The organism is Sphingomonas sp. (assembly GCF_042095875.1).
Lineage (GTDB): Bacteria > Pseudomonadota > Alphaproteobacteria > Sphingomonadales > Sphingomonadaceae > Sphingomonas.
The window spans coordinates 20,283-28,917 of record NZ_JBELMJ010000016.1; the positions used below are offsets into that span (position 1 = coordinate 20,283).

Sequence of the window (8,635 nt, forward strand, 5' to 3'; positions counted from 1 at the left end):
GACGCCTTGTTGCGCAGCTGCCCCGACGCGCCGGCGAGCAACGCGCGGCTCAGCACCTCGTACTTCTCGACCACGCGCGGGTCGGCGGCAAGGTCGCTGTTGGGCACGAGTGCGCCGATCGTCAGTCCGCCGTCGTCTCGCTCCTCTATTCCGTTCAGGTCGAGCCGGCTGATGTCGACCAGCCGCTCGGGCGTCTCGACCTGCAGCTTCATCAGGTCGAGCAGGTTGGTGCCGCCCGCGATGAAGCGGCCGTTCGCGTGCGTCGCCGCCTCGATCGTGTCGGCGCGCTGGTAATCGAACGTCTTCATGCCGACACCTTCTCTTGCGCGGGTTGTTCGGCCGGGCTGCGCGGCGCGGGCCTGATCGCCTGATCGCCCGACTGGCTGGCCACTTCGCGGATTGCGTCGACGATGTTGGGGTAGGCGGCGCAGCGGCAGATGTTGCCGCTCATCCGCTCGCTGATCTCCGCGTCGTTGAGAGACACGTCGCCCAGGTCGCCGCTCACGTGGCTGGCCCAGCCCTTCTTAACCTCGTCGAGCATGCCGACCGCGGAGCAGATCTGTCCGGGGGTGCAGTAACCGCACTGGTAACCGTCGTGCGACACGAGCGCGGCCTGCATCGGGTGCAGGTCCTCGACCGTGCCCAGGCCCTCGATCGTCACGATCTCGTCATCCTGATGCATCACGGCGAGCGAGAGGCAGGCGTTGATCCGCCGTCCGTTGACCAGCATCGTGCAGGCGCCGCACTGGCCGTGGTCGCAGCCCTTCTTGCTGCCGGTCAGGCCGAGGTGCTCACGGCACAGGTCCAACAAGGACGTGCGGACATCGACATCCGCTTCGTAGGTCTTCTGGTTGATGGTGAAGCGCATGTTCCGCCTTTTCGCTGCTTGCCCTGAAACGTGCGTCAAACGCTTCATATCCCTGCGAACGACTCTCACCGCGGCACTGCTGCTGGCGCCCGCGTGCGTGAGCGGGCAGGAAGCGCGCATGACCGCCGCCGCCAAGACCGCCACCGCCAGCCCGCGTCTGTCCTCGCCGCCGCTCGTGATCGCGCACCGCGGCGCCAGCGGCGAGCGGCCGGAGCACACGATCGCCGGCTACACCCGCGCGATCGAGCAGGGCGCCGACGTGATCGAGCCCGACCTGGTGCCGACAAAGGACGACGTGCTGGTCGCACGGCACGAGAACGAGATTTCCGAGACGACCGACGTCGCCGACCATCCCGAGTTCGCCGCGCGCCGCACGACCAAGACGATCGACGGTCAGGCGCTGACCGGCTGGTTCACCGAGGATTTCACGCTGGCCGAGTTGAAGACGCTGCGTGCGAAGGAGCGCTTGCCCCAGCTTCGTCCCGACAACGCCGCGTGGGACGGGCAGGAGACGATCCCGACGCTGGCCGAGATCATCGCGCTCGCCGAGGCGCGCGGCGTCGCCATCTATCCCGAGACCAAGCACCCGACCTATTTCGCAAAGATCGGTCACCCGACCGACAGGCTGCTGGTCGATCAGCTCAAGGCAGCAGGTTGGGACAGTGCCGACGCACCCGTGTTCATCCAGTCGTTCGAGGTCGACAATCTGAAACGGCTGAAGGCGATGACGCCCATACGCCTGATCCAGCTCGTGGCCGGCGCGGGCGCCCCGGCCGACGGCGCGGCGCCGAGCTACGCCGCGATGGTGACGCCCGAGGGCCTGCGCGACGTGGCGCGCTACGCCTGGGGCATCGGCCCTGACAAGGCGATGCTGTGGCAGGACGGGGGGAAGGGTGATGCACCGACCGCGCTGGTCGCCGACGCGCACGCCGCGGGGTTGCGCGTCCATCCCTGGACCTACCGTGCCGAGAACGTCTTCGTCCGCCCGCGATTCCGCCGCGGCGACGATCCGCGCGCGCACGGCGACGTGGGCGGAGAGATCGCGGCCGCGCTGGCGCAGGGCGTAGACGGGTTCTTCACCGACTTTCCTGCTATCGGTGTCGCGGCGCGCGACGCGTTCGTCGCCGGGGAGAAGAAGTGATGCGCAAGCTCGTGCTGACACTGGCGGCGGTGCCGCTGCTCGCGACCGGGGGTTGCGTCAGGACGGCGTGGAACGTCGCCACCATGCCGGTGCGCGCGGTCGGCAAGGCCGCGGACCTCGCCACCACCAGTTCGCGCGAGCGCGACGAGAAATACGTTCGCCAGCAGCGCAAGCAGGCCGAGCGCGAGGAGCGCGAGCGCCGCGACTATGAGCGTGAGTGCCGCAAGCGGCGCGACGCCTGCCCGCCCTACAGCGGCTACGTCGCGGGACAGCGCGAGCGCTGATCCGCGATCATTCAGTCACGTAGAAAGGTGAGGGCCGGGCGGCCTCTCGCGTTGCCGCCCGGCCGCTCGATTACTGGCCGCTGAAATTGCCGCCGGTCGGCGCCTCATCGGCGGGGTCGCCGCGCGACGCGCGCGCGGTCATGCCGGTCGCCGACGCGTCGTCCGCCATCTGCTCGTCGGCGGACGGATCGCTCGCGGGCGGTAGCGCCTCCGCGGTGGCGTTCAGGTCGGTCGCGGGCAGCGGCTCGGGCGTCGGCGTCTCCAGCGGCATCGGCTCGGGCATCGGCTGCTCGTCCGCCTGATAGTTCTCCTCGACCATGTTGTCGGCCACCGGCGCCTCGTCGCGCGAACCCGAGCAGCCCGACAGGCCGGCGACCAGCAACAGCGCGCCGCCGATCGCCGTCGCGACCTTGTTCTTCCCGATCATCTACGCATCCTTAACTAATGTTGGTCACAGTGAGGCGAGCGTCTGCTTCGCCTGGCGCGCCTCGACCTTGCTCGCCAGCTCGCCGTCCCAGCCGTACGGATCCTCGCGGAAGCCGACCTGACCCGTCGGGCTGGCGAACGCGGTCCAGTAGAGCAGGTACACCGCCACCGGCTCCGCCATGCGCGCGCGCACAGTCTTGCCCGCCGCGACCGTGGTGTCGATCGCCTCTGGCTGCCACTCGGGCGTGGTCTTCATCAGCAGCTTGGCGAGCGCCTCTGGCTTCTCCAGCCGGACGCAGCCGTGGCTCGCCAGCCGGTCGAAGCGCGAGAAGCCCGATTGCGCAGGCGTGTCGTGCAGGTAGACCGCGAAATCGTTGGCGAAATCGAACTTGAAGCGGCCGAGCGCGCTCTTCTCCGACGATTGCTGCAATCGCTTCGACCCGCCGTTGTCGATGACGCGGAAGCCGTTGCGCTTCAGATAGCCGGGGTTTGCGCGCTCCTTGGGCCACAATTCCTTGTCGGCGATCGAGCTCGGGACGTTCCACGGCGGGTTGAGCACGACCGAGTGGATCGAGGACACGAGCATCGGCGTCTCGTTGCCCGGCCGTCCGGTCACCGCCTTCATCGACATGACGGGCGCGTCGCCGTCAAACACCGTCAGGACGGCCGCGGCCACGTTCACCTGAACGCGCTTCTGCTCCAGCTGCGCGGGCAGCCAGCGCCAGCGCTCCATGTTGGCGGCGATCTGCCGCATGCGCGTTCCGACCGGCACATTGAGCGCCGCCAGCGTCAGCGTACCGACGTCGCCCGCCGGGTTCAGGCCGTAGCGCCGCTGCGCGCGCCTCACCCCTTCGAGCAGCCCCGCGTCGAACTTGTCGCCGCCAGCCGCCACCTGCGGGTCCTCGGCCGCCAGCCGGCGGCGCAGCGCCGCGACCGCTGGGCCCGAGCGTCCGAACTTCAGCTCGGGCGCGGCCGAGACCGTGCCCCAGCCGCCGTCCGCCGCGATCGAGCGATAGCGCGCGAGCCCCGCGACCAGCGCGTCATACCCCGCGTAGGGCGGCGGCAGCGACGCGACCCAGGCGGCGAGCCGGTCGCGCTCCACCGCGTCCGCGAAGCCGGGCAGCGGATCGTAGCGCTGCGGCCGGATGCCCCAGTCGCGCTCGAAATCGCTCGCGTCGAGCCGTCCGGCGTGAACCGCGCGCGCGTGGTCGAGCGCCACGCGCACCAGCGCCTCGCCCGCCATCGCGCTCAGGTCGCGCGCCGCGCCCTGGCGCAGACCCTGCTTCACCTCGTCCTGCGCGATCAGCTTGGCGAGCTGCTGCGCCTGCGCCTCGCTCAGCTGCGGTAACGGCTGCGCCACCATCGGCGCTGCGGGCTGCGCTCCGGTGGGCGCGACCGGCGCCGGCGACAACGCTTCCTGCGCGCCGGCCAGCGAAGCCAGCCCGAGCAGCGACGCTCCCGCTGCCGCCCGCACCACGTGCCGCGTCCTCACCGCCTGCCGGCGGATCGAGCGATCGTGCGCGTTCAACCTGTTCATCAATCACCTGTCCTCTGCTCAACCCGCGCCCAGCCGCGCTCGCCCCTAGCGACTACGACCATGCGCCACGATGAACGCGCCGTTATACCGCAAGTGGCACGCCGCGCGAAACAATCGTGGCGACCGCCGCCGCGCTTCGAGACCGACGCTCTGTCAAACTGCGATCCGCTGGATCGGCTGCTCGACCGCGCGCTTGGTCGGTGATCCCGGCGCCGTGTCGAACTCGCACAAGGAGTTGTCGACTTCCTCCAGCACCGTCTTGCCGACACGGCGGCGATCGTCGCTGACGACCAGCACCGGACAGCGCCATTGCAGGTCGACTGCGCGGTCGAACACGGTGGCAGCAGCACGCGCGTTGGCCCAGCAATGGCCGTCCACCATATCGGCGCGCACGAAGCGGTACCCGCCCTTGTCGATGATCGGCTTGATGACACCGCCGCCATATTCGGCGCCGACGGGGTCGGCCGCCAGCGCGCCCTGCAGCGACGCGTCGCCGCCGCTGCTCGCGCCCGCGATGCTCGCGCACAGCGTGTCCTGCGCGGCGTCGACCCCCAGCGGCGCGACTGCCGCGAGCGCGCTCGCATTCCCCGTGTCAACCACCGGCACCTCTGCGCCGCACGCCGACAACAGAGTCGCCGCGCCGCCGATCACCAGGCTAAATCTTACAACCACCGTATTTCCTAGCTGTTCGTCGCCGAATGGGGTACGCGATAACAAGGATTGGCATGAGTTTGCCACTATCAGCTGCTTCAAAGGTGGATAATGGGTCGATTTAACAAGAGCATGGCGATCATCGCCGCTGCATCAAGCCTGATCATCTCCACCACCGCAGCCACCGCGCAGACCCGGGTGGAGCCGACTCGCGCTGCATCGACGCGCGCCGCGACTCCGGCGCAGCGCAACGCGCAGATCGCCGGTGCGCCCGTCTGGCTGGTCGCGCTGCTCGCCGCGCTGGCGGTCGCCGGGCTGATCGCTGCGGCGACGAGCGGCGGCGATAACGACCAATCGCCTGAAAGCCCCTGACGATCAGCGCAGTTCTCGTCTGCGATCTCATCTTGCGTGGTCTGATTAGTTGACGTAGCTGCCGCGGTCATCGGACGGTAGCTCCTGCAAAGTCTCTATCTCTGATCTGCCGTTTCAAACCTTGCCGGGCGGGTATAGCACAATGGTAGTGCAGCAGCCTTCCAAGCTGAATACGCGGGTTCGATTCCCGCTACCCGCTCCACACTTTTGAACTCTTTAGTCATAACCGCTCGTCGGGTCACAAGCGCGACCGCCGAGGCCCTCGTGCGGCGTGCTCGGTGCTGCACGTGAGTTTGATGGCCGAGCAGCAGGCTCATATAAGCCTTCCAACCATGGCTGCGTACCGAGTTGTTCCTGCTCGGGCGTAGTTGCTGGGTTGGGGTGCCGGACCTGGCGACAGCGTCGACATGGCGCCACTCAGAGCGACGCGCGTTACCCGCTACATCGCAATCACGGCTGTGCCTGCCGCACCGTAGATGCTGAGCACCTCGACACAGGGGCACTGTGAGTCAGTGCATCGGCCTGCGATAAACTTCGAACTTCGCTTCAGATCGTCCGACGCGGCCAATTGCAGCGGCATCGAACTTAGCTGAGCTAGCGGACCCCTGCGCAATCACTCGAACATACGTCAGGCTCGCTGCGGACGAAGCGGGAGAAAGTGGTGGAAGGGACTGGATTCGAACCAGTGTACGCTCACGCGGGCAGATTTACAGTCTGCTGCCTTTAACCACTCGGCCACCCTTCCATCCGGGTCGCTCCGGGCGATGCCCGGAACCTGCTGCGACGATCCGAACCGCGTGGGGCGGGTCTCGCAGGCGGCTGGTCAGGCCGCTGTTCAGCGCCGCCGAAGCGACGAAGAAGGCGGCTCCTAGAGGGGCCGGCGCAGCGACGCAAGCCCCCTTCGCGCATGCTTGCGCGCGCGCGGTCCGCCGCATAGGCACGGGGCCATGTTCGATCACGAGGTACACCGCTGATGGCGCGCCGCGGCCACCGTCCCAGTCAGACGCAGGGCAATCGCCCGCGCTTCTGGGGCCGTCACGCGGTCACCGCCGCGCTCGCCAATCCCGAGCGCGTGGTGCGCAAGATGTGGGGCACGCGCGAGGCGCTGGCGTCGCTCGACCTGCCGTCGTCGCTGCCCGTCGTCTTCGCCGAAGCGCCCGACCTCGGCCGGCTGGTGCCGGGCGACGCGCCGCACCAGGGACTGGTCGCAGAGGTCGATCCGCTGGAAGAGATCTGGCTGGGCGATCTCCTGGCGCAGGGCGATGGCGATCGCCGCCCGCTGATCGTGCTCGATCAGGTGACCGACCCCCATAACGTCGGCGCGATCATGCGCTCGGCCGCGGCGTTCGACGCGCTCGGCATCGTGACGCAGGACCGCCACGCGCCGCCCGAATCGGGCGTGCTCGCGCGCTCGGCGTCGGGGGCGCTGGAGGTGGTGCCGTGGGTGCGGGTGGTGAACCTCGCGCGCGCGCTCGACGAGATCGGCGAGGCGGGCTTCTGGCGCATCGGGCTGACCGGCCACGCGTCAGCGACGCTCAGCGAACAGCTCGGCGAGACGCGCCCCGCCATCGTGCTCGGCGCAGAGGGCGAGGGGATGCGGCAGAACACCGAGGCGCACTGCGACCAGCTCGCGCGGCTGCCGATCTCGGGCAAGGTCGAGAGCCTGAACGTGTCCAACGCCGCCGCGATCGCGCTCTACGCGGTGGCGGCGCGCGGTTGATCGGACGTGCTTGGGTGAATTAGGCTGGGCGCGGCGATCGGCCGCGTCCACCGTTCCTCAATCCTCCTCGGCGATCCGCACCTTCAACCCGTCGAGCGCGGCGGTGAACTGGATCTGGCACGACAGCCGCGAGCCCGCGTCGCGGTCGGCGGACGAATCGAGCAGGTCGTTCTCGTCCTCGCTCATCGTCGGCAGGCGGTCGGCGAACGCCGGGTCGACGTGGACGTGGCACGTCGCGCAGGAGCAGCAGCCGCCGCACAGCGCCAGGATCTCGTCGATGCCGGCGTCGCGGATCACCTCCATCACCGACAGGCCGACCTCGCCGTCGATCTCGCGTTCTTCCCCCTCGCGCGTGACGACGATAAGCTTGGGCATGATCTTGTCTCCGATTGCTGGCCGCCTCCATGCCGCGCCGCGCGCGGCCGAGCAATGGTGCGCGGCCGAGCAATGGTGCGCGCCCGAGGAATGGTGCGCGCTCGAGGAATGGTGCACGCAACGGGTTCAGCGATGGGCCTGAGCGAGGGCGACCTGCGCGCCGGGCTCGACGCGCTCGCCGCGATCGAGCCCGCCTTCGCCGCGGCGATCGCGCGCGTCGGCTACCCCGCACCGCGCATCCGCGAGCGCGGCTACGCCACGCTGCTCCGCACCATCCTGGGGCAGCAGGTCAGCGTGCGCGCCGCCGACGCGGTGTGGCGCAAGCTGGAGGCGCAGGTCGGCGATGCGGGCGATCCGGCGGTGGTCGCGACCGCCAGTGACGAGGATTTGCGCGCCTGCGGCTTCTCGCGCCAGAAGACCAGCTACGCGCGCAGCCTGGCGGAGGAGGTCACGAGCGGCCGGCTCGATCTCGCCCACCTGCCCGCCGACGACGAGGAGGCGATCGCGCAGCTCGTCCGCGTCAAGGGGATCGGCCGCTGGTCGGCCGAGGTCTACCTGCTGTTCGCGGAAGGGCGGGCGGACATCTGGCCGGCGGGGGACCTGGCGGTGCAGATCGAGGTCGGGCGCATCCTGGGCCTGGACGCGCGGCCGGGCGAGAAGCTGACGCGCGCGCTGGCGGAGGCCTGGCGCCCGCACCGGGGCGCGGCGGCGATCTTCACCTGGCACCATTACGGCGCGGGCGCCGACGCGGCGCCAGTCTAGCCTGTGCCGCGCTGGTGCCGCCGAAGGCTCAGCGCGCCGGACGCCAGGTCTGCGTCTTGCACAGGAAGGCGATGCAGCCCTGCACCTTGAGCGAGCCATCGGCGTTGCGGCTGACGATCGACTTGTAGGTCTTGCCGTTGCGCGGATCGTAGATGCGGCCGCGCCAGTCGTCGCCGCCGTCGGTAAATTCTGACAACACCGGCATGCCGACGATCGGCCGGCTGCGCAGCGCCGCGTCCTTGTTGTTGACGTCGGTGGTCGCGGCGCCGGGGCGATGCTTGAGCACGCGCACGATCCGGCCGCAGGTCTTGTTGCCGCACGGCCCCACCTCGACCAGCGCGGCGCCGTCCTCGGTCACGTAGCGCCCGTTGATGGGCTGCGCGGCCAGCGCGGGCGCGGCCAGGACGACGGTGCCGGCGAGCGCGGCGGCGAGCAGGGGAAGGGTTCTCATGCGCGCACTCTATGGGGATGGACGATGAACGCGCAATGACGATCGGCG

13 protein-coding genes and 2 tRNA genes are annotated in these 8,635 nt (G+C 69.5%); 7 read left to right on the forward strand and 8 right to left on the reverse strand.

Features of this window, described 5'->3' with window-relative positions; all coding sequences use genetic code 11:
- On the reverse strand, positions 1–308 hold a 308-nt coding region (locus tag ACFDS6_RS07760; protein WP_375271565.1), incomplete at its 3' end, for an FAD binding domain-containing protein.
- The gene (locus tag ACFDS6_RS07765; RefSeq protein WP_375271566.1) at positions 305–868 is read right to left on the reverse strand and encodes a 2Fe-2S iron-sulfur cluster-binding protein; all 564 of its coding nucleotides are present in this window, start codon (positions 866–868) and stop codon (positions 305–307) included. The genes ACFDS6_RS07765 and ACFDS6_RS07760, both read right to left, overlap by 4 nt.
- Positions 869–986: 118 nt before the next feature.
- Here ACFDS6_RS07765 and ACFDS6_RS07770 point away from each other — a divergent pair, with 118 nt between their 5' ends.
- Together ACFDS6_RS07770 and ACFDS6_RS07775 are read left to right on the forward strand one after the other, a co-directional pair.
- Complete coding sequence (locus ACFDS6_RS07770; RefSeq protein WP_375271568.1) at positions 987–2,009, forward strand: glycerophosphodiester phosphodiesterase; 1,023 nt, start codon at positions 987–989, stop codon at positions 2,007–2,009.
- The gene (locus ACFDS6_RS07775; protein WP_375271569.1) at positions 2,009–2,293 is read left to right on the forward strand and encodes a hypothetical protein; all 285 of its coding nucleotides are present in this window, start codon (positions 2,009–2,011) and stop codon (positions 2,291–2,293) included. Before ACFDS6_RS07770 ends, ACFDS6_RS07775 begins: the two co-directional genes overlap by 1 nt.
- A gap of 70 nt (positions 2,294–2,363) precedes the next feature.
- Here ACFDS6_RS07775 and ACFDS6_RS07780 read toward each other — a convergent pair whose 3' ends face one another.
- The 3 genes from ACFDS6_RS07780 to ACFDS6_RS07790 form a co-directional block, all read right to left on the reverse strand.
- On the reverse strand, positions 2,364–2,720 hold the full coding sequence (locus ACFDS6_RS07780; protein WP_375271570.1) for a hypothetical protein: 357 nt from the start codon (positions 2,718–2,720) through the stop codon (positions 2,364–2,366).
- Between the two features lie 24 nt (positions 2,721–2,744).
- Complete coding sequence (locus tag ACFDS6_RS07785; RefSeq protein WP_375271571.1) at positions 2,745–4,256, reverse strand: murein L,D-transpeptidase; 1,512 nt, start codon at positions 4,254–4,256, stop codon at positions 2,745–2,747.
- A gap of 153 nt (positions 4,257–4,409) precedes the next feature.
- Positions 4,410–4,928, reverse strand: a complete 519-nt coding sequence (locus ACFDS6_RS07790; RefSeq protein ID WP_375271572.1) for a hypothetical protein — start codon at positions 4,926–4,928, stop codon at positions 4,410–4,412.
- Between the two features lie 111 nt (positions 4,929–5,039).
- Between ACFDS6_RS07790 and ACFDS6_RS07795 the strand changes: the two genes are divergently transcribed.
- Positions 5,040–5,279 carry a hypothetical protein gene (locus ACFDS6_RS07795; RefSeq protein WP_375271573.1) on the forward strand — a complete coding sequence of 80 codons (240 nt, stop codon included), beginning with the start codon at positions 5,040–5,042 and terminating at the stop codon, positions 5,277–5,279.
- Positions 5,280–5,407: 128 nt separating this feature from the next.
- A tRNA-Gly gene (locus tag ACFDS6_RS07800) sits at positions 5,408–5,481 on the forward strand.
- Positions 5,482–5,938: 457 nt separating this feature from the next.
- Here ACFDS6_RS07800 and ACFDS6_RS07805 read toward each other — a convergent pair.
- Positions 5,939–6,024, reverse strand: a tRNA-Tyr gene (locus ACFDS6_RS07805).
- 228 nt (positions 6,025–6,252) lie between these two features.
- Here ACFDS6_RS07805 and rlmB point away from each other — a divergent pair.
- Positions 6,253–6,999: a 23S rRNA (guanosine(2251)-2'-O)-methyltransferase RlmB gene (gene rlmB / locus ACFDS6_RS07810; RefSeq protein WP_375271574.1), complete on the forward strand. Its 747-nt coding sequence runs from the start codon at positions 6,253–6,255 to the stop codon at positions 6,997–6,999.
- A gap of 57 nt (positions 7,000–7,056) precedes the next feature.
- Here rlmB and ACFDS6_RS07815 read toward each other — a convergent pair whose 3' ends face one another.
- Positions 7,057–7,374 (reverse strand): 2Fe-2S iron-sulfur cluster-binding protein, encoded by a 318-nt coding sequence (locus tag ACFDS6_RS07815; RefSeq protein ID WP_375271575.1) that lies wholly within the window; start codon positions 7,372–7,374, stop codon positions 7,057–7,059.
- Between ACFDS6_RS07815 and ACFDS6_RS07820 the strand changes: the two genes are divergently transcribed.
- Both ACFDS6_RS07820 and ACFDS6_RS07825 read left to right on the forward strand, forming a co-directional pair.
- The gene (locus ACFDS6_RS07820) at positions 7,373–7,516 is read left to right on the forward strand and encodes a hypothetical protein (RefSeq protein WP_375271576.1); all 144 of its coding nucleotides are present in this window, start codon (positions 7,373–7,375) and stop codon (positions 7,514–7,516) included. The genes ACFDS6_RS07815 and ACFDS6_RS07820 overlap by 2 nt on opposite strands.
- Positions 7,507–8,136 carry a DNA-3-methyladenine glycosylase family protein gene (locus tag ACFDS6_RS07825; RefSeq protein WP_375271577.1) on the forward strand — a complete coding sequence of 210 codons (630 nt, stop codon included), beginning with the start codon at positions 7,507–7,509 and terminating at the stop codon, positions 8,134–8,136. Before ACFDS6_RS07820 ends, ACFDS6_RS07825 begins: the two co-directional genes overlap by 10 nt.
- A gap of 28 nt (positions 8,137–8,164) precedes the next feature.
- On the opposite strand, the gene ACFDS6_RS07830 is transcribed toward ACFDS6_RS07825, so the two are convergent.
- Entirely contained in the window at positions 8,165–8,587 is a 423-nt protein-coding gene (locus ACFDS6_RS07830) for a DUF2147 domain-containing protein (RefSeq protein ID WP_375271578.1), read from the reverse strand.
- Positions 8,588–8,635 lie beyond the last annotated feature (48 nt).

What these genes read in the sequence shown, in the direction of transcription:
- rlmB (WP_375271574.1), top strand. Translation starts at nt 6,253, where the DNA reads ATGGCGCGCCGCGGCCACCGTCCCAGTCAGACGCAGGGCAATCGCCCG.
- ACFDS6_RS07830 (WP_375271578.1), bottom strand. Translation starts at nt 8,587, where the DNA reads ATGAGAACCCTTCCCCTGCTCGCCGCCGCGCTCGCCGGCACCGTCGTC.
- ACFDS6_RS07770 (WP_375271568.1), top strand. Translation starts at nt 987, where the DNA reads ATGACCGCCGCCGCCAAGACCGCCACCGCCAGCCCGCGTCTGTCCTCG.
- ACFDS6_RS07780 (WP_375271570.1), bottom strand. Translation starts at nt 2,720, where the DNA reads ATGATCGGGAAGAACAAGGTCGCGACGGCGATCGGCGGCGCGCTGTTG.
- ACFDS6_RS07825 (WP_375271577.1), top strand. Translation starts at nt 7,507, where the DNA reads ATGGGCCTGAGCGAGGGCGACCTGCGCGCCGGGCTCGACGCGCTCGCC.
- ACFDS6_RS07795 (WP_375271573.1), top strand. Translation starts at nt 5,040, where the DNA reads ATGGCGATCATCGCCGCTGCATCAAGCCTGATCATCTCCACCACCGCA.
- ACFDS6_RS07765 (WP_375271566.1), bottom strand. Translation starts at nt 868, where the DNA reads ATGCGCTTCACCATCAACCAGAAGACCTACGAAGCGGATGTCGATGTC.
- ACFDS6_RS07820 (WP_375271576.1), top strand. Translation starts at nt 7,373, where the DNA reads ATGATCTTGTCTCCGATTGCTGGCCGCCTCCATGCCGCGCCGCGCGCG.
- ACFDS6_RS07785 (WP_375271571.1), bottom strand. Translation starts at nt 4,256, where the DNA reads ATGAACAGGTTGAACGCGCACGATCGCTCGATCCGCCGGCAGGCGGTG.
- ACFDS6_RS07815 (WP_375271575.1), bottom strand. Translation starts at nt 7,374, where the DNA reads ATGCCCAAGCTTATCGTCGTCACGCGCGAGGGGGAAGAACGCGAGATC.
- ACFDS6_RS07775 (WP_375271569.1), top strand. Translation starts at nt 2,009, where the DNA reads ATGCGCAAGCTCGTGCTGACACTGGCGGCGGTGCCGCTGCTCGCGACC.